The organism is Parasphingorhabdus sp. SCSIO 66989, assembly GCF_032852305.1.
GTDB lineage: Bacteria > Pseudomonadota > Alphaproteobacteria > Sphingomonadales > Sphingomonadaceae > Alterisphingorhabdus > Alterisphingorhabdus coralli.
Window position 1 is genome coordinate 2,540,091 of the sequence record NZ_CP136594.1, and the last position, 19,328, is coordinate 2,559,418.

18 protein-coding genes and 1 tRNA gene are annotated in these 19,328 nt (G+C 56.5%); 5 read left to right on the forward strand and 14 right to left on the reverse strand.

Features of this window, described 5'->3' with window-relative positions; translation table 11 throughout:
* Positions 1–24 precede the first annotated feature (24 nt).
* From RB602_RS11945 to RB602_RS11965, 5 genes are all read right to left on the reverse strand, one after another.
* Positions 25–1,986 (reverse strand): AAA family ATPase, encoded by a 1,962-nt coding sequence (locus RB602_RS11945; protein WP_317080810.1) that lies wholly within the window; start codon positions 1,984–1,986, stop codon positions 25–27.
* 234 nt (positions 1,987–2,220) lie between these two features.
* Positions 2,221–2,295 (reverse strand) — tRNA-Glu (locus RB602_RS11950).
* A 114-nt stretch (positions 2,296–2,409) separates the two neighbouring features.
* Positions 2,410–4,197: a single-stranded-DNA-specific exonuclease RecJ gene (gene recJ, locus RB602_RS11955; protein WP_317080811.1), complete on the reverse strand. Its 1,788-nt coding sequence runs from the start codon at positions 4,195–4,197 to the stop codon at positions 2,410–2,412.
* 143 nt (positions 4,198–4,340) lie between these two features.
* The gene (locus tag RB602_RS11960) at positions 4,341–4,949 is read right to left on the reverse strand and encodes a uracil-DNA glycosylase family protein (RefSeq protein WP_317080812.1); all 609 of its coding nucleotides are present in this window, start codon (positions 4,947–4,949) and stop codon (positions 4,341–4,343) included.
* Entirely contained in the window at positions 4,946–6,034 is a 1,089-nt protein-coding gene (locus tag RB602_RS11965; RefSeq protein ID WP_317080813.1) for an alpha/beta hydrolase, read from the reverse strand. The genes RB602_RS11960 and RB602_RS11965 overlap by 4 nt, the downstream gene beginning before the upstream one ends.
* A gap of 137 nt (positions 6,035–6,171) precedes the next feature.
* Here RB602_RS11965 and RB602_RS11970 point away from each other — a divergent pair, with 137 nt between their 5' ends.
* Positions 6,172–6,666 carry an NAD(P)H-dependent oxidoreductase gene (locus RB602_RS11970; protein WP_317080815.1) on the forward strand — a complete coding sequence of 165 codons (495 nt, stop codon included), beginning with the start codon at positions 6,172–6,174 and terminating at the stop codon, positions 6,664–6,666.
* 55 nt (positions 6,667–6,721) lie between these two features.
* On the opposite strand, the gene RB602_RS11975 is transcribed toward RB602_RS11970, so the two are convergent.
* The 3 genes from RB602_RS11975 to glpX form a co-directional block, all read right to left on the reverse strand.
* Positions 6,722–7,021: a type II toxin-antitoxin system RelE/ParE family toxin gene (locus RB602_RS11975; RefSeq protein WP_317080816.1), complete on the reverse strand. Its 300-nt coding sequence runs from the start codon at positions 7,019–7,021 to the stop codon at positions 6,722–6,724.
* Positions 7,018–7,284, reverse strand: coding sequence for a CopG family ribbon-helix-helix protein (locus RB602_RS11980; RefSeq protein ID WP_317080817.1), 267 nt, complete (start codon positions 7,282–7,284; stop codon positions 7,018–7,020). Before RB602_RS11980 ends, RB602_RS11975 begins: the two co-directional genes overlap by 4 nt.
* Before the next feature lie 76 nt (positions 7,285–7,360).
* Positions 7,361–8,344 carry a class II fructose-bisphosphatase gene (glpX, locus tag RB602_RS11985; RefSeq protein ID WP_317080818.1) on the reverse strand — a complete coding sequence of 328 codons (984 nt, stop codon included), beginning with the start codon at positions 8,342–8,344 and terminating at the stop codon, positions 7,361–7,363.
* A 158-nt stretch (positions 8,345–8,502) separates the two neighbouring features.
* Here glpX and RB602_RS11990 point away from each other — a divergent pair, with 158 nt between their 5' ends.
* Positions 8,503–9,063 carry a hypothetical protein gene (locus RB602_RS11990; protein ID WP_317080819.1) on the forward strand — a complete coding sequence of 187 codons (561 nt, stop codon included), beginning with the start codon at positions 8,503–8,505 and terminating at the stop codon, positions 9,061–9,063.
* A 40-nt stretch (positions 9,064–9,103) separates the two neighbouring features.
* On the opposite strand, the gene RB602_RS11995 is transcribed toward RB602_RS11990, so the two are convergent.
* Positions 9,104–10,273, reverse strand: coding sequence for an RcnB family protein (locus RB602_RS11995; protein WP_317080820.1), 1,170 nt, complete (start codon positions 10,271–10,273; stop codon positions 9,104–9,106).
* Between the two features lie 161 nt (positions 10,274–10,434).
* Here RB602_RS11995 and RB602_RS12000 point away from each other — a divergent pair, with 161 nt between their 5' ends.
* Positions 10,435–11,118, forward strand: coding sequence for an MOSC domain-containing protein (locus tag RB602_RS12000; RefSeq protein WP_317080821.1), 684 nt, complete (start codon positions 10,435–10,437; stop codon positions 11,116–11,118).
* Between the two features lie 696 nt (positions 11,119–11,814).
* Positions 11,815–12,387 (forward strand): transcriptional regulator, SarA/Rot family, encoded by a 573-nt coding sequence (locus RB602_RS12005; RefSeq protein ID WP_317080822.1) that lies wholly within the window; start codon positions 11,815–11,817, stop codon positions 12,385–12,387.
* An 85-nt stretch (positions 12,388–12,472) separates the two neighbouring features.
* Here RB602_RS12005 and accC read toward each other — a convergent pair whose 3' ends face one another.
* The 3 genes from accC to aroQ form a co-directional block, all read right to left on the reverse strand.
* Positions 12,473–13,822, reverse strand: a complete 1,350-nt coding sequence (gene accC / locus RB602_RS12010; protein ID WP_317080823.1) for an acetyl-CoA carboxylase biotin carboxylase subunit — start codon at positions 13,820–13,822, stop codon at positions 12,473–12,475.
* 11 nt (positions 13,823–13,833) lie between these two features.
* Positions 13,834–14,328, reverse strand: coding sequence for an acetyl-CoA carboxylase biotin carboxyl carrier protein (gene accB, locus RB602_RS12015; protein ID WP_317080824.1), 495 nt, complete (start codon positions 14,326–14,328; stop codon positions 13,834–13,836).
* A gap of 311 nt (positions 14,329–14,639) precedes the next feature.
* Positions 14,640–15,080: a type II 3-dehydroquinate dehydratase gene (aroQ, locus tag RB602_RS12020; protein WP_317080825.1), complete on the reverse strand. Its 441-nt coding sequence runs from the start codon at positions 15,078–15,080 to the stop codon at positions 14,640–14,642.
* 208 nt (positions 15,081–15,288) lie between these two features.
* Between aroQ and RB602_RS12025 the strand changes: the two genes are divergently transcribed.
* Positions 15,289–15,837, forward strand: coding sequence for a PilZ domain-containing protein (locus RB602_RS12025; protein WP_317080826.1), 549 nt, complete (start codon positions 15,289–15,291; stop codon positions 15,835–15,837).
* A 1,370-nt stretch (positions 15,838–17,207) separates the two neighbouring features.
* Here RB602_RS12025 and RB602_RS12030 read toward each other — a convergent pair.
* Both RB602_RS12030 and RB602_RS12035 read right to left on the reverse strand, forming a co-directional pair.
* Positions 17,208–18,200, reverse strand: coding sequence for a DNA cytosine methyltransferase (locus RB602_RS12030; protein ID WP_317080827.1), 993 nt, complete (start codon positions 18,198–18,200; stop codon positions 17,208–17,210).
* A 31-nt stretch (positions 18,201–18,231) separates the two neighbouring features.
* On the reverse strand, positions 18,232–19,326 hold the full coding sequence (locus tag RB602_RS12035) for a restriction endonuclease, SacI family (RefSeq protein WP_317080828.1): 1,095 nt from the start codon (positions 19,324–19,326) through the stop codon (positions 18,232–18,234).
* Between the last annotated feature and the right edge of the window lie 2 nt (positions 19,327–19,328).

Sequence of the window (19,328 nt, forward strand, 5' to 3'; positions counted from 1 at the left end):
AGGGCGGCTATGATTGGTGAGCAATCAAAAGCCGATCTTCCCACTGCCCTCTGGCTTAAGCACGCTTTCTTTACGCAGCGCCTCCAAAATTGCGCCTTTAGAAACGTCTTCCTGCAAACGCATTTGCTTCTTCACGACGGCAAAATCGCCTGGAGTCAGATTGCGCAACTCGGCAATCTCCGCTGGAGCATCCTCTTCGAAGAACAGGCGAAAAGCGTAATCCAGTCCTTCACGGTCCAACGGCTTGAGATCAATCTTGAAGTCAAACCGTCGTACCATAGCCGGGTCAAGCCGCGAGGCATGGTTGGTCGCCGCCAGAACCGGCTGGTCATGGCGATCAAGCCAGGACAGAAACTCATTGACCTGTCCGACTTCCCAATTGTTCCGCGCAGTGCCGCGATCAAAGAGCAGCGAATCCGCCTCGTCAAGGAACAGCACCCCCTGGCGCGTCCGTGCCTCGGCGAACACCGCCGCAATATTCTGCTCGGTCTCGCCAACCCATTTTGACAACAGGTCTGAAGCCCGCCGTTCCAGCAAAGGCTTGTCCATCCGCCGCGCAAAATGATGCGCCAAGGCGGTCTTGCCGGTGCCCGGAGGGCCGCTCAGCATCAGCGACACATCATCCAGCTTCTGAATGGCCATTTTGTCGATCAGCGGAGCCAGGGCGGGATCGCTGTTATACAGCGCCATATCGACTGATAGCGGTTTTGGATGCGGCAAGGCACCACGCCGCAATGTCTTCACCAGCGAGGTTGCTGTGCGGTCCATCGCCTGCGCATCTCCAGTTAGTCGCGCAGCCCGTGCGGCATTGCGCATAACCGTCGTCGTCTCTGCTGCTGCATCAATCAAGGCCCCGGTCTGTTCGGTCAGCAATACGCGTTCATCCTGACAGATACGCCGCGCAATGCGCTGGCCAGCCTCTCGGGAAGGATAGTCCAGCCGCCGCACATAGGTCATCCGCCGGATGATCGCATCATCGACATTGCCAATGGCATTGGTGATCCAGATGACCGGCACCGCATTGCCTTCGAGCATCCGGTTGGCAAAGACCTTGCTGCCTGGGCGGCCACTCATCCAGTCACCCGGTCCCGGACGGGTATCGCCAATAAAGTCCTCCATCTCGTCGAACATCAGCACAGAGTCGCGCTTGCCGCGCAACACGCGCTGCGCCAGCACCATGGCGTTGACCCGGTCATAACGCTCCGGCTCTTCACCATCCTCATCAACCTCGCCAATGGCATGCAGCGACAGTCCCGCCTCGGCGCTTAGCACCTTGGCCAGCTCGGTCTTGCCGGTGCCAGGCGGACCATAAATCAGGATGTTAATGCCTTCAGCCTGGTCGCGAGCGGCGCCCGCCAGGAGCTGCGCCATATGCGCGGCATCCTCAACCTCGGCAAAGTCTGCCATGGTCAGGCTGGTTTCGCTGGTCGGGCCGATAAGCGCCTGTTTCAGCTCACTGCCCAATGAAGGCGCACGATCAAGCAGCCGCTCAAGCGTCCAACGCACGCGGATCTCGGTCTCGCCAAGATGGTTGGAGCGAAAGTCAATCAACCCCAGCCGCAGCACAGGGCTGCGCCGCACAAAGCGCAACGCATCCTGCACATCCGCGCCAGACAGCACGCCCAGCATTGCCGGTAAATCACCGCCATTGCGCGATGCTATGCTTGCAAGTGCACTGACATGCTGCAGGCGATCACAGGCAACCAGATAAGCCAAAAGCGTGCGATTGGCCTGATCCAGTTCCAAAATATCGCCAATGCCATTGGCCAGTTCGATGACATAAGGAACCTGCACATCAGGCACCCGCCATTCCTCGGCAGCCGCAATCAAACGGCTCCAGCCCTTTGTTCTTTTGTCGATACCCAGTTTCAACCATCCCTGATTGTTGAGCATCCACTCTTTCAGCGCCTTTGCCAGCGGCGCATCCTTGTCCAGCCCCCGCCCCATATGAAGCAGCATGGCCTTCACCATCTGATATTCGTTCATGATATTCCACATATCCCCGGCGGGACAGGCACAGCCGTTGCTACGGCAGCGCAAAGCCCGCATGGTTTCCTGATTAGGGTTTTAGGGGTGTACGACCGTCGAGATCCGTCTCGGCCGCAGCATGGAAGATATGCTTAGGGCAGAAACTGGAAAGCGATATGTCGCAGACCCGATATGGTCTTTTGTTCCAGCAATTCATGTCTCCAATTAAACAACGCACCAACGCATATGAGGTGGTGACCCCTACGGGAATCGAACCCGTGTTTCAGCCGTGAAAGGGCCGCGTCCTAACCGCTAGACGAAGGGGCCACATGCATGCCGTGGCAGCGAGTTGCCGCACTTAGGGTTTTGATCCAGTGCGGTCAAGCCTGCAATTGGCTGTAGCATAAGATTCTTTGCCACAAAGGCAAAAATCATCGGTGCTCAGGCCATTGCCGCATCATCGATAATCATTTCTACGCTGTTGCGGCCATTCCATTCGTCGATCTTTGCCCGGCCCGCGAGCCAGATGCGCTGATCCTTGCGCAGGCTGAGCAGTGCCTGACCCAACGGCGTATCAGCGCTGCGAAAGGCGATGGTCTTGACCGATTTGCCATCATCGCCGGCAGCTATGATGCGGACATGATTGGTGCCGACAATATCCACCTTGATCGCGCGCGCCGGGCCGATGACCACCCGCGGCCCCGGCCAGCCCATGCCATAGGGACCGGCACCATCCATCAGCGTGACCAGATCGGTGGTGAGGCCGCCGGGGGCAAAAACGCCATCGACAAGTAGCGCCCGGTCGGCGCGTGATTGCTCGACATCGCGCTCCAGCCGCTCGCACAGAAAATCGCGGAAGGCATCAATCTTGTCGGCATCTATGGTCAGCCCCGCTGCCATGGCGTGCCCGCCGCCTGCAACCAGCAAGTCCTGCTCGCGCGCGGCGATAATCGCTGCGCCCAAATCAACACCGCTGATCGAACGGCCCGAGCCCTTGCCGACGCCTTCATCATCCAGAGCGATAACGATAGTCGGTCGCCCGGTGCGTTCCTTGAGCCGCCCGGCTACTATGCCGATGACGCCGGGATGCCAGCCTTTGCCTGCGACGACGACCACTGCCCGGTACGCCTGCGCATCGAGTTGGGCCTCGGCCTCTTCCTGCACTGCGGCTTCGATAGCGCGGCGCTCCTCATTGAAGTGATTCAGCTCTGCCGCAATGCTTTCAGCTTCAATCACATCCTGAGTCGTCAGCAACCGCACACCAAGATCGGATTTACCAACCCGTCCACCGGCATTGATGCGCGGCCCTAGCGCAAAACCAAGGTCTGAACAGATCGGATCCCGGGTCAGACGGCTGGCGCGGATCAGCGCGTCCATGCCAACATTCTGCCGCCGCGCCATCACCTTAAGCCCCTGCGCGACAAAGGCGCGGTTGAGGCCCCGCAACTGCGCTACATCGGCAACCGTGCCCAGCGCCACCAGATCGAGCAGTGCCATCAGATCGGGCTCATCACGCCCTTCAAAATAGCCGCGCCCGCGCAATGTCCGCACCAGTGCTGCACCGAGCAGAAACGCCATACCAACCGCGGCAAGATGGCCATGTGCTGCGGCATCATCATCTTCATCCTGCCGATTGGGGTTCACCAGAGCGAAACAGCGCGGCAATTCAGGCGCGCATTTATGGTGATCGACCACCATCACATCGACACCGGCCTCATGGGCCATGGCCAGCGCATCGAACGCCATTGCGCCGCAATCGACGGTGACGATCAGCGTTGAGCCCTGTTCGGCGAGCTTGACCAGCGCCTCGCCAGACGGGCCATAGCCCTCCATCAACCGATCAGGGATATAGGCGCCTGCCTCCAGCCCCAGATCGCGCAGCAAAAGGATCAGCAACGCCGAGCTGGTCGCACCATCGACATCATAGTCGCCGAAAATGGTGACCGTTTCACCAGCAATCACCGCCTCGGCCAGCCGCTCGGCAGCGCGGTCCATATCACGGAAGATCGACGGGTCGGGCATGAAACTGCGTAACGTCGGCTGTTGCTGGCGCTGCACATCATCACGCGCCACGCCGCGGGTCAGCAGCAATTGCGTCACCAGATCATCGGGCTTCAGGCCTTCGCGATAATCCCCCTGTCCCCCGCGCCAGCGCCATGGCTGGCCGGAAAAGGACTGGCTGATACCGAGGGCGTAGCTTTGCGTCGTGTCGTCGAGTGTATCGCTCATGCAGCTATATTGCCATGGGGTCCGGGATCGACGAAGCGGAAATTTGGGGTCATCCACAGAGCATATAGCCCTCTCCCCTTCAGGGGAGAGGGTTGGGAGAGGGGGCTACCCGCCAGCACCGCGCAAGTGAGTATCCCCCTCCCCTAGCCCCTCCCCTGAAGGGGAGGAGGATAAGTTCTTATCACCTCCGCCACACACTCCCGCAGCTTCGGCACAAGTTCAGCCGCAAACCAGGGATTTTTCGCCAGCCAGATATTGTTGCGCCCGCTGGGATGCGGCAGCACCAGCGTGTCGCCGCCATCATCCAGCCAGCAGCGCGACAAGGCATCTATCGGCGTCTTCTTATCGTCCGGAAGATGATAACCAATGGCATAGCGGCCCAGAACTATCGTCAGTGCGATATTCGGCAGCTCTTTGAGTAAAGGCTCCCTCCACGTCTCGGCACATATAGGCGGCGGAGGTGCGTCACCACTTCTGCCGGATCCCGGAAAACAAAAGGCCATGGGCAGGATCGCAAATATGTCCGGATTATAAAACTGCGCTTCGCTCACACCCAGCCAATCGCGCAGTCGCTCGCCGCTGGCATCATAAAAGGGTTTTGCCGCCTTATGCGTCTTGCGTCCCGGCGCCTGTCCGGCAATCAGTATCCGCGCTTTTGGGCCCGCTTGAAGCAAAGGTTGCGGTCCCAAGGGCAGTTGCTGGCAAAGCTGACAGGCGCGAACGTCTCGCAGCAACTGCACCAGATCGGTCATAGCTCGACCATATCGCTATCTGCGCAGGCGGCGGGTGCATTGTTCGGCGTCGCCACGGTGATGCTATAGACAGTGGGTGCCGCCCGCATATCAGTCAACAACACCTCACAGAAAAACTGGCGGCCAATCGGGCTGTCGATAAAGTCCTTATGCCCGGCGAAATCCTGACTGACCGCACTGGTATCGACAATCCTCAATCCATCAATTGGTCGGCCATCGCGTTCAGGTCTGGCATAGCATGGCGGCGTCGCCAGCGGATCGACGCAGCCAGTATAGCCCAGCCGATCATAGCCGTGAAGAAAACGCGATGCGCGCACGGCATTGTCTTCGTCAGAAACAAACAGCGTGATACGCCGACCCGCCGCAACCTTGTCCTGAGTCAGCAAATGGTCACGCGCTTCACGCTCAAAAATCTGGCGATCCGCATCACCTGAAACGAGGATGATGTTCTTCAGCTTCGCCGCTGCCGCCGGATGTTTGCTGTCCATCCCGGCAAGCGCGGCCAGACCGCTGCGCGTGCCCATGCTGTGAGCAACCAATATAATCTCGGAAATCTCGGGTCGCGCCGACAGCGTGACCAGCTCAGAGATAAAATAGGGCAAATCCCAAATCTGATTGACTTGATCTACGGCGTACCGCGCGCCGCTGGCATGGCTGGGCCAATTGTAGCTGATCACCGGTCCGCCAAATCCCGAATGGTGGCGTATCTGCTCGGTCTGCATCGCGACATGGTGGAAGCCATTATTATAGCCATGCATATAGACGACGACCTTACCATCAGCCTTGCGAGCAGCAGCAGCAACACTATCAAGCCATAGCTCGCGCGCCTGAAACGCGAAGACGGGCTCGGTCGGCTTCTTGCTGGTTCCTTTGGCGCCCACCCGGCCATAGCGGATGCGATCTCCGCGCTGGATAGTCAGTTGATAAGGCTGGCTGCGGCAATCGGGCAGACGGGTGGTAACAAAGAAAATCGGCATGGCGGACTGCTGATCGTCCTCGAACGTCTGTTGCTCAGCGCACCGGCCATCACCGGCATAATCCTGCCAGCGAGCTTCGGAAAAGGTGACGCATCCGGACAGCGCCATGCATATTATGAGCGTTGTCAGATATCTGGAAAATCGAAATATGTTTTGCATCGGCGGACTTATGGCGTTGGTCATGAGCATCGACAAGCGCCTTGGCATAAGGCAAAACAACGCTTGATGAACAAGGTAAAGCCATAATGCAGCGGACACTGGCGATCATATGGTTCAGCCGCACCGGAGCCGCGAAGGCGCTGGCGGAGGCTGCTTATCAGGGCGCATTGAGCGCTGGAGGGGTGTTGACCCATCTGGTTGAGGCCAGCGATGCCAATGTCGATCTGATGCTGGAGACCGATGGCTATATCTTTGCCTGCCCCGAAAACCTCGCCGCTATCGCCGGGGGTATGAAGGAGTTTTTTGACAGCCATTATTATCCGCTGCTCGGGCGCATAGAAGGCCGCCCCTATGCCGCAATAATCGCCGCCGGTTCGGATGGTGAGAACGCCAGGAAACAGCTCGAACGCATCGCCACAGGCTGGCGGCTGAAACGGGTGATGGACAGCATGATCGTCAACACCCAGGCGCAAACAGCAGAGGAAATTCTTGCACCCAAAACGATTCCCCAAGCCCAACGCGATGCCGCCGAAGACATGGGCGCAGCATTGGCCAATGGTCTTGAGATGGGGGTGTTTTAGTCAGCGCACGACTTGCTGCTTTTTCCCTTCGCACCTGGTGTTTCCAAAAACGAGCCTATTCCGGCCAGTCCTCCGGTTGCCAATCTCGCGCGCTATGGATGACCCGCAAGATAGATAGCGTACGGTCATCATCGCTCAAAGCATAGGCGATGATATAAGGCAGACCGCGCACCGATTTTTCATATGTCCCCGCTACCCGGCCTGGATGGCCGGTAGCGAATTCTGCCAGCGCATTTCCTGTTTCACGCAATGCCGAAACTACGCGTTGGGCTGCCTCCGGGTCCTCGGCTGCGATGTAATGCAATTGATCGCGCATATCGGCCAGTGCCGCCTGCGACCAGACGACGCGTCTCATTTGCGTATCGCCTGCTCCTGCCGCGCCTCGTCAACTATCCGCTGAAGATCATCCATCGCTGCATCATGGTCGATAATGCGGCCTGATTGCGTGTCCTCAATGCCCTGCTCAATGCCTTCGATAATCGCCAATTCGCGATCAACATAACGCGCAACAGCATCAGCAGCGAGCCAGGAACGGCTGCGTTGCGTCGCCTTGGTGAGCCGCATCAACCTTTCATGAAGCTCATCGGGAACGCGGATGGTCATGGTTGTACTGGGCATAGGCATCCTTTATAAGCACATGTGTACATTTTAGCACAGATGGCCCGACAGCACAAATCCAGCGCGATTTGCCGGATTAAACCCGATGCTCACCTTTCACCCAGCGTACTGTACCTGATGATGCGCGCATGACCACGCTTTCGGTGGTCATAATGCCGCCACGCAGGCGTTTGACGCCTTCGAGCAGCGAGCCATCGGTGACGCCTGTAGCAGCGAAGATGACATCACCTTTGGCAAGGTCGTTGAGCTTGTATATGCGGTCCAGATCTTCAATGCCCCATTTGCGCGCACGAGAGCGTTCATCGTCATTGCGGAAGACCAGACGCCCCTGAAACTGACCGCCGACGCAGCGTAGCGCGGCCGCTGCCAATACGCCTTCAGGCGCGCCACCCTCGCCCATATACATGTCAATGGTGGTGTCTTCATTGGTAGTGGCGATAACCCCGGCGACATCACCATCGGGAATCAGCATGATGCCACAACCCAGTGCGCGCAATTCAGAGATAAGGGCGCTATGGCGCGGGCGGTCGAGGACGCAAACATTGATCTCGCTGGGGTCAACGCCCTTTTCCTTGGCAACCGCACGGACATTCTCACTGGCGCTGGCGTCAAGGTCGATGACATCTTCAGAATAGCCCGGCCCTACAGCCAGTTTCTGCATATAGACATCTGGGGCGTTAAGCAGATTGCCCTTATCGGCAATGGCCAATACGGCCAGCGCATTGGGTCCCGCCTTGGCAGTGATGGTAGTGCCCTCCAGCGGATCAAGCGCGATATCGATCTTCGGCGCTTTATTGGTCTGCAGTCCGACCTTCTCACCGATATAGAGCATCGGCGCTTCGTCGCGCTCACCCTCGCCGATCACAACAGTGCCATCGATATAGAGCTGGTTGAGTGCAGAGCGCATCGCCTCGACAGCAGCAGCATCGGCAGCCTTTTCATCACCCCGGCCAATCAGCTTCGATGCGGCAATCGCCGCCGCCTCGGTCACACGGACCATTTCCAGCACCAGCACGCGACTCAGATTGTCCAATGGTTGCTCAGCCACGCTGTCATTCATGCTGCTATTCTCCCCCATATCGGTGCTATTGTGGCAGCGTCATATTGCTGCCGTCTTCGCCCCATAGGTAAGCCAATCACGCTTGTCGAGAACCGAGGGCCAACTATGCCATTTTGTCGGGTCAGTGGAGTGACATATGCGTCCGGCCAGAGTGTCTCGTGCAGATGAAAAGGCCGCGCTATTCGGCCAGAATAGGACTTGTGCTGCTTGGTGCGTTGCTATTGTTCGATAGCTTGCCAGCCACTGCACAAAATGCCGCGCAAACGGTCGATTCTGACGACAAGCCAGAGCTCACCGTTAAAGAGATGATTGAGCGCGCCCGTCAGCGCACAACTGCGATCAAACCTCGCCCCAAATGCCCCGAACAGGACCCGGATGATGATGTGGTGGTGGTATGCGCACAAATTGAAGACGGAGCAAAATATCGTGTGCCACCCTCGACCACTAGCCGCGCCGCAATGGGAGGACCGCCACCAGCACCCGATGTTGCCGGACCTGGAATCTTCAAGGGCAAGGCCACGGTAGGTGGATTATGCTTCGTCCCGCCCTGCCCAAAGCCACCGGCCTATATCGTCGATTTTTCCAAGCTGCCCGAATTTGACCATGAATATGCAGCCAAAGCACGCGAGGCCGCGCGACTCGAACGGGAGCGTCAGGCTGCACAGGCATCAGAAACCGATGAAGAGGCGGCGCAGGTAGAAAAAAGCGCCCCCCAGTAGGACTGGAGGGCGAGGATAGTTGCCAGAAGGGGATTGGCAATCAGAAGTAGAAATTGGGGATCACGTCGATCACCATGCCGGTGCGGATATCGACGAGCAGCATGTCGTCAAAATAGCGCACCCAGCGCTGACCAAAGAGCGGCGGCGGCAGACGGAACGCCCAGGGATCATTGATCCAGAACCGCTGCGCGAAGAATGGTGCGCCCAGGAAGAAACCGACATTCACCCGGCGGAAGCCAAACCCGGCAAAGGGCGGACGGTAAAACCCGGCCCGGAACAGACCCCGGTTCAGGCGACGATGCGCGCGCCAGTTAAACCGGGGGTTGCCACGCCATGCCCGACGGTTCCACCGCGCACCGCGGCGGAAATCACGGCCACGCTGAAAGTCGCGCCCACGCTGGAACTGACGCCCGGCACGGAACGCACGACGATCTGCGCGTCCTCCACGATCACCCCGGAAGCCCCGGCGATCTCCTCGAAAACCTCTACGGTCGCCCCGGAAACCCCGACGATCGCCGCGGAAGCCTCTACGGTCACCACGGAACCCTCGACGGTCACCGCGAAAGCCTCTGCGGCCCTGGCGGAAATCGCGTACATCTACGCCATCGCGGAAGCGGCGATCCTGACGCGCTCCTCGACGATCCTGACGAAAGCCGCGCTGATCCTGACGTGCTCCGCGCCGATCCTGTCTCGCACCGCGTTGATCCTGCCGTGCTCCCCGCCTGTCCTGACGGAAACCGCGGCGCTGCTGGCCTCTGCCAACACGGTCCATCCGCTGTATCCGGCGCTCGTCACCCCGATAGTCACGACCCGACCAGCGATTGTCACGGCGGGCGTTGCGATTGCCTCTAGCGCGACTGCGGTCGCCGCGCCTCGCTTGACGCTGCGTTGCATTGCGGCCACCGCCACCACGGGCGCGAAAATTGTTTCTGCCGCCACCACCACGCGAACGTGCACCGCTGCGACCGCCCCGAGAACGAGCGCCGCTGCGGCCACCGCGTGCTCGTGCGCCACCGCCTCGGCGACGCTGAAATTCTGCGCGGTCCTGCATATCAAGCATCAGCATCCCGGCAGGGGAAGAGGCCGGGATGCTGACTGTCTGGAGACCTTGCGCATTGCTGACGCTCGACGCAGCCACAGCCTGTCCCGCCAAAAGCGGTGAAAGGAAGGTCGCGGTAAGCAGTGCGACTATACGTAACTGTTTCATCATCTGTCTCCTGTTAAGCGCGGCCCTTTCGGTACCGACTGTTAACATCTCTCTAGCAATGTGGCAGTGTCGTTTTACTGAACCATCAAGTTGCCGTCTGTTCATGTTAATAACACTGAAACTGAATATCGGTCCAAAATTTCACCACCACAGTCCAATAGCTTTTGTCTATCGATATGCCTTTACATCAACCTAGATTTGCAATCACTAGTCTGAATGTCGGCAAGGCTCGGCCATTTCGTGCGGACGGCACCCTGAGCGCGATTGCGAAAACGCCGGTGCGTGAGCCGCAATGGCTGGGGCCAGAAGGCTTTGCCGATGATGAAGTCGCCGATCCGATTCATCATGGCGGCGCTGACAAAGCGGTCCATCTCTATCCCCAAGATCATTATGCTTGGTGGCGGCAGCAATTGGGCGATCATTCCTTGCTGAATGGCCCAGCAGCGTTTGGCGAAAACATCACTGTCCAGGGACTGACGGAGGACAAGGCATATCTGGGCGATCGCTTCGGCATCGGGGAAGCGGTCATAGAGATAAGCCATGGACGCCAGCCATGCTGGAAGCTGGACCACCGCTTCGGCGTCAAAGGAAAGCAAGGTATAATGGCTGCGATCATCGCAAGCGGACGATGCGGGCTATATGCCCGCGTGGTCACGCCCGGATATGTTAATCCAGATGATGACCTTGTTCTGTTAGAGCAAGGTGACGGGGATTGGAGCATCAAGCGCCTTTTCGCGGTCCTGATAGGTGGCAAACATAAGGAGCAGCCAGAAGCCCTGCAGGTGCTTGCAACACACCCGCGGCTTGCGGCGGCATGGCAGCAGAGAGCCGCCAAACTCATAAAATAGCGCACCGCGGAACTGTGCGCTCCGGCAATATAAAGTGATGTAAATTCACTACTTTGCCACGTAAATTTCAAGCTAGCAAAATGTAACTTAACGGCGTTTTGCTGTATAATATCCTGAAAGCTTGGGCTCTGAACCGCAGACTATTGACTAAATTTTGGGCCTAAGATGAGTGCATCGCTCTCCAACCTGAACGATCATTGCGACGTTATTGGAGCCCGACCGTGTCTGCGCGATTTGCCTTGTTAGCGAATGCAAAACCGAATTGGCTGGGACTTTAGGACAAATGCGCAGGAGCTCAATCTGGATCATATACGACCGTAAAGCCACGGCTTCGCAGATACAAATCCGCAGCGATGTCAGACCATATTTAACGGCAATAGGAGGATTGAAACACGCATGCCATCAGACATCGATCCAGCCAAACGAGAGACCTCCCCCTCTTGCTTACTTACTGAACCCAACCCGCAAACAGGCCAGCCTTTATAAAGAGGGTGAACTATAGATACCAAAGAAACTTAATGCGGCATTATTAATAATGAAATTTCCTCCGCGAGTAACGAAGTTCTATTTTCACGATTTTACAACCTTAATGGATCATTATATTACGAGATTGGTCTATTATTTGAAACGATTTTGGACTATTACCATATCAGACCAAATTTAGTGCCTTTTGATTACCCAATAGTGGATAGTGATATGCTTAAAAGATCAATACCCAACCTGCAGCAGGATGAGCTCAGTGAAAAACAGAACGAACTTTCGGCTCTGCTTGACAGTATAGATAAACTCAAAAACCAGCTGCAATCGTCCATTGATTTTATAGATAGCAACAAATCGTCATCAAGTTCTCTTCAGTCCTACAATGCCAACGTAGAGTCTCTGAATACAAATCAGGCTTTGACATATAATACGGAAGCCTATGTCAGAGAGATCAAGAAAATCATAAAAGCGCGCCATCGTCGCTTTAGTTTTTTTGATGCTGACATGTTTGCAGATCCAGCTTGGGACATTTTGTTGGATCTTTATGTCGCATCGCTGGAGCACCGCCAAGTCAGTGTGTCATCAGCATGTATTGCTTCCTGCGTACCTTCAACTACAGCGCTGCGCTGGCTCAATATTCTTGAAAAGAATGACTTGATTGTACGCAAGCGTGATCAGCATGACTTGCGCCGAGTATTTGTAGAACTGTCGCAAGAAGGCAAAAAGCGGCTTGATAATTACTTTTCAAGCGTACGATCGAATGAGGACGGACAGTCGATTTCGGACTAAGCCTGCGAAATAGAATCTTAAATGGTTCATTTGGGCCCAGCTTCCATATCGGTCGCTGGGCCTTTTCAATTGTCTCGTCAAAGCGCTAGTTTTGGCGCTTCTCGAGCCATTGCTCCAACCATTTGATGGTATAGTCACCCGCTTGGAATTCGGGGTCATCAAGCAGTGCCTGATGCAAAGGGATGGTTGTTTTCATCCCCTCAATGACATATTCTTCCAAAGAACGGCGCAATCGCATCATACATTTATCACGATTCGATCCATATACGATCAATTTCGCGATCATGCTGTCATAATAGGGCGGCACGGTATAACCGTGATACAATCCGCTATCGACACGGACATGCATACCGCCTGGCGGATGATAGCCGGTGACCTTGCCCGGTGAGGGTGCAAAGGTCTCCGGGTCTTCGGCATTGATGCGGCATTCAATCGCATGGCCGTGCAGTTGCACATCATCCTGGGTGAAGCTCAATGGCTTACCAGCGGCAATACGGATCTGCTCGCGCACCAGATCAATGCCGGTAATCGCCTCGGTCACCGGATGCTCGACCTGAAGCCGGGTGTTCATCTCGATAAAGTAGAACTCACCATCCTCGTAGAGGAACTCGATCGTCCCCGCACCGCGATAGCCCATATCGGACATGGCCTTGACGATGATATCGCCCATCTCGCTGCGCTGTTTCTCGGTGATCACCGGCGACGGTGCCTCTTCCAGCACCTTTTGGTGCCGTCGTTGCAGCGAGCAATCGCGCTCGCCCAGATGCACTGCATTACCCTCGCCATCGCCGAAGACCTGAAACTCGATATGGCGCGGATTGCCGAGATATTTTTCCATATAGACGGTCGGGTCGCCAAAGGCTGCCGCCGCTTCGGTCGATGCCTGCTGCATCAGGCCCTCAAGCTGGTCTTCGCTCTCCACCACCTGCATCCCGCGACCGCCGCCGCCCGATGCCGCCTTGATCAGCACCGGATAGCCAATCTCCGCCGCCAGCTTGCGCGCCTCTTCGGGCGAATCCAACGCACCATCAGAGCCCGGCACCAGCGGTAGGCCCAGCTCACCAGCGGTCTTTTTCGCCTGCACCTTGTCACCCATGGTGCGGATATGTTCAGGCTTGGGGCCGATCCAGGCGATATCATGCGCCTCAACAATATCGGCAAATTTGGCGTTTTCCGACAGAAAGCCATAGCCCGGATGAATCGCATCGGCATGGCTGATTTCTGCTGCCGAGATGATCGCCGGGATGTTGAGATAACTCTCGCGCGTTGGCGGCGGGCCGATACAGATTGCCTCATCCGCCAGCCGCACATGCATTGCCATTTCGTCAGCGGTGGAGTGCACCGCTACCGTCTTGATGCCCATTTCATGCGCCGCGCGGTGGATGCGCAGCGCGATTTCGCCGCGATTGGCGATCAGGATTTTCTCGATAGCCATGGCTCAGCGCCTCACGCGATCACGACCAGCGGCTGGTCAAATTCCACCGGCTGACTGTCCTCGACCAGCACCGCCTTCACCGTACCCGAACGATCAGCGGTGATCGGGTTCATCACCTTCATCGCCTCGATGATCAGCAGATTATCGCCTTCCTTCACCGTGTCGCCGACCTGCACAAATGGGTCAGCCTCGGGCGATGGCGCGAGGTAAGCGGTGCCGACCATCGGCGCCTTGACCGCATTGGCGGTGTCAGCAGCGGGCGCGGCAGCCTCAGCTGCAGCCGCCGGAGCCGCTGCCGGTGCAGGCGCAGCCATCGGTGCTGGAGCGGCAGCAACCGCTGCAACCGGGGCTGCGGTCAGATTGCGGGCAACACGGATTTTGCGATCGCCATCCTCGACCTCAATCTCGCTGAGATCGGTCTCCCCCAACAGCTCGGCCAGCTCACGCACCAGGGCGGAATCGATGCGAATGCCGTCATTTTCCCGCGTCTTGCTATTGTCGCCCATACCTGTCCCTTCAACTGCTTGCGCCCGTCCGTTGCCGTGCGTCTGTTATGTTTCAATCGCCTATGCCCGCTTTGGAGCCGTTATGACAAGTCCTAAGCGGTATTCGCCTGCCAAACATTCTCACGCGGAGGCGCGGAGACACGGAGAAGTTTTCTTTTGACTGTCCGGGCTGAGCTTGTCGAAGCCCTGTATTGTCTTGTCCAAAAGTTAAGGACGGCCGTGGAGCTCCGCACCGTCTTCGACTCCGACAAGCTCAGGGCGAAGGGAGTTTGTACATTCTCCGCGCCCCCGCGTCTCCGCGTGAACCCATCCTACAGCTTCGCCGCCGCTTCCAGCGCTGCCATATAAGACCCTGCCCCCAGCCCGGAGACCGAAGCCTGTGCCGCGCGGCCTACCCAGCTCACATGGCGAAAATCCTCGCGCGTCGCTGGGTTGGAGAGATGCACCTCAATCACCGGTACATTAATCGCGCGGATCGCGTCATAAAGCGCGATTGATGTATGGGTATAGGCCCCGGCATTGAGCAACACCGCCTTCGCCCCCGCCCCCTGCGCCTCATGCAGCCAGTCGATCAAATGCCCCTCATGGTTGGATTGGCGCAAGTCAATCTCCAGCCCCAGTTCGCCCGCCCTGTCCTCCAGCATCGCGGCAATATCGTCGAGCGTTTCCGAGCCATAAACCTCCGGCTCGCGCAGGCCGAGCAGATTGAGATTGGGCCCGTTCAGGACATAGATCATCTTGGCATCGCTCATACTCGGACAGTCTCCCCAAGGGTGCAGCAACGCCCAGCGCCGCCTTCACCAAAAGCTGTTATCGCGCCGCACCCTGTGCGTCAAACACCGCGCCTTGGCGTCGCCGCAAGAAATCGCCCCGCCTTTACCGCCTGTTAACACCGCGCTGCTATAGCGTGACGCAAGACATGTGGGGACATTGTCGCAAGACACTTGCTTGAGGACCCCCATGTCGCGCGTTTTCGCCCGATCTGCATCACCGCATCAGCCGCCCCATGGCCGGGCTCTGGGCTTTGGCGCGTCCACACCACCCGCCGCCCCTTCGCCACCCGGTCCGGACGATCGCCAGACAGAGGATAGCGCGCAGCAACAGGCGCGCAATCAGGCCGAACCGCGCAGCTCTCGACTGATGCGGCTACGGCTCGATCATCCGCGCTTTGGTCTGATCGACGCCAATATCCGCAATGTTTCAACCCATGGCATGGGCGGCATCACCGATGCCAAGCTGAGCGCCGGGGACACGGTGCAGCTATGCCTGCACGACCGGGCGAGCGTCAGCGCCGAGGTCCGCTGGACCCGGCAAGAGCGCAACCGCACCGCCTTTGGCCTGCGCAGCGAAGAACCGCTCGACCCGGCCAGCTTCGCCGCCAAAAACGACAGCGCCACCAATGCCCGCAACTGGGACGACACCGTGCTCAAACCGCTGGACGAACACCATGTCTATACCCGCTTCCGCCCGGTAATCGCCGCCAAACGCCCGGGATTTCGGCGGGTTTAGGGGGTCGGCCGAGGGGAGCGCCCGCTCCGCTTAACAATGCAACCATCTCCCCTCCCCTTGAGGGAGGGGCAGTGAGACTTAGCGGCAAAGCATCAGCGAAGGCGGTTAGTCGCAGCGGGGTGGGGTTCGCCACTTGCGCCGTGCCCGTGGAAAGCGCCGTCTCCGATCTCGGTTTCTCGCGAAGGACGCGAAGATTTTTAAGCGCACGAAGGACACCCCACCCCTCCGCTCGCCTCGAGCGAAGTCGAGAGGCCTACCCAACTGTCAAGCGCCGCAGGCGTTTAGGATCACGACTTATGCTATCTCGTCGGCCCCGCGCAGGCGGGGCCAGGGCTATGGTTTCACGCAAAGACGCAAAGACACAAAGAGGTCGTGCAAATAGTAACCTTCTTTGCGCCTTCGCGTCTTTGCGTAAGTCAAAAAAGCCTAGGCTCCGCCTGCCCGGGGCCGACGATAATAGGTATAACGCCCCAATAGCGCCTGCCCTTAAGTTCACAAAGTTCACACCTATGAGACAGGTCGTTCGCCGCCCGGCCTTCCCCTCCGCGCCGCCGCGCCGCCGCGCGAAAACCCTACACAGAGCGTGTCCTGAAGGGCGGGATGCGTTGGCACGGAGCCGATTTTGGCCCAGAGCGAGGCGCGAGGAAGGAGCCGTGCCCGAGGGTCAGGACTCATTAAGCGCATGGTCGAGACTTGGTCAGAAAAGGCCAGATATAGGAGCGAATGAGGAGCATAGTGGTTCTATGGGACGATTGAGCGACGACGAGTTGGCCTTTTCTGGCCAAGCCGCTGCGCGGTGGCGTGCTGCGGGCGATCTGCTGCGTCGATGCGATTGCAGGCAGGATAACTGCCTGGCTGCACGCCTCTCCTTGCAGCTCATCCCGCAGCACGCCATCTCGATCCATGCGATTAATGGGTCCTGACCCTAGCATAGTGACTGACGAGCAACGAAGCACTGGGCCAAAAGCGGCCCGCCCCGCAGGGGTCGTGCCAGGAGGCGCGCTGGCGTCGTCACGTCGCTTGCATGGGCAACCAGCCCATCCTGCACGCCGCTCCTATCCAGCACACCTCCTGACACGATGACAATGTATCCCGCCCTTCAGGACACGCTCCTAAGTGACACAAGTGACAGTCTGTCACCCATGGTTTTTGGCCGGATCAGGCCTGTCCAACATCGCTACCCCACTGGAAAACAATGGATAAACACAAAGCCGCGCGGTGAGAGCGCAGGGTGACAGTTTTGCCCCCAAAGGCGGAAAAATCGCAGCACCGGATCAACAGTATGAAAGAGCTTGGGCGAGGATATCAGGGATTGGAGGTGTAGGACATGCTGCTGAGCCTCGGAAGATAGCAAGCTGTTGCTACAACAACTATAAGATAGACTGAGCTAAGGCATTTCCCATCTCATAAGCAAGTTTAGGAGGCACTGCGTTTCCAACTTGGGAATACCTGGAACTCTGTCGACCCACAAATTCAAAGTTATCTGGAAAAGATTGTATCCGGGCTGACTCTCTCACCGTTATCCTACGGACTTCTTGCAACTCACCTGTCCTTGGTTTCTCTCCCTTCATAAGACAAGCATGATATGCTGGAATCAGGTTTAGTGGGTCGAGAATATGAGTTCTATTTCCTCCTGCACTAGCAGGAATCGTATGCGCTAGACCATCCGATTCTAGTGGGCGTCCCTTGCCGTTAAAAAGCATCCCAGCATAAGGAGATTTACGAAGTACTGGGTTTTTGCAGAAAACCACCTTCGCTTTATTTGGTACATCATCGGGAACATCTTTAAGGCACTGACTTGTGGTATAAAAAGGAAAGTCAGCATCATCGCCATGAGTTTCTTGAGGAAAATGGAATATTCCATCTTGATCGCTTCTTATGCCAACAAGCATCAATCGTTTTCTCTTCTGCGCAACACCATAGTCGGCAGCATTCAGAACCTTTGAAAAAACAGTGTAGCCGAGGGAGTGTAAATCATTTATTTTTTCATCGAGATAGGATCTGAAACGCCTGTTAGTTAAGCCAGCGACATTTTCCATCAAGAAGGCCTTTGGCTTAGCTTCGGCGACTGCACGAACAAACTGTGGAACCATATCTCGTAAATCGAATTGCCCAAGCCTTTTCCCACTTACTGAAAATGGCTGGCATGGTGGGCCTCCGGCAATCAAATCGATGTTAAAATATTTTCGAAATGCGACATCTCTGACATCAGCACAAATGTGTTCAGATTCAGGTATATTCTTCCTGTGAGTTTCAGAGGCTGTTTGATCAAACTCTATAGCCGCCTGAACGTCCCAACCTGCTTTTTGCAGTCCGAGTGAAAGTCCGCCCGCACCGGAAAAGATATCTATTGCAGAACCCATATTCCTACCACCTGTAGAACAGAAAGTGAATCTATAGCAACTTTACGATCTTTGCCCAAGCCCATTTGTGGCTTATGTCAGCAGATTGTAGTTCAAGTGCTTCTCCTACTTTCTGTAGGAAAGTTCTCCTGCCGCTCTCGCCTATGAGCGAAAGTGCAATACGAGCAAAGTTGTCAAAAGATTCAATATAAAGATTGAGGCCCGAAGAGAACTGACGGCTTGTTTCAGACGTCAAAAAACTTTCGTCTAACCCTTTGCCTAAAATATGCCCGCTTCGAACAACAAACATGAGGTCCGAAATTTCTGCAATTCTAGCTTTTTCGATGGATGCAAGAAAATCATCTCTTGATAGTGGCCGATCCTTAACCTCGATGGTAAAGCCTCCATCGAATCCACGAAATTCGACATCTCCGCCTCGCGAAGCACCCGCGTCAGGGGAATTGATGTGCGCGGTAGTTACATCACTAATCTTCAACCCAGCTTCACTTAAACAACTAAATAAGGCCGCAACGATTGCTTGTAAGCGGGCACCGCCTGATCTCTCAGCTAAGTATCCATCAGTTGCTTCAAGTACGTTCTTGAGACTTGCTCGTTTTGGGAGAGGATACTCAACTGATTTATCAGCTAAATATCGTCTCAGTCCAAGCAGCACCTCAAACACATAATCATAGGCCCCTTCGCTAGTTTCGGCCTGATTTACTTCCTCCAGTATGTTTACTAGAGCATCAAAGCCCGCCTTGTCTCGAGCCTTTGACCTAGCGTTGCTATCAAACCTGCGGATACGCAATGGGTTACTGACATATGGATCGGATGAGTGCGCAAATGGTCGGTTTGCCTCTTCATTCCACTCAACGAAAGTACCTCTAGCAAAGGTCCGCGCATCCCAAGCTGTTTCATCTTCACCGCCTTTCTGCACTGCCAGAGCATCCAGACTAAGATCAGAAGCCTTGCCCAAAGTCTGCACAATGGCGGCTTTCCCGTAACTGCCCGTATTGGCATTAAACACGGTATCAATATCGTTGGCGATTTTAGAGGTAGAATCCAATTTTTCACTGGCTAGAGCATCGGACCAAGCTCTGCGTAATATCGCGATACCGATTTCTGCGAGTGTGTCATCTCTGATCATAA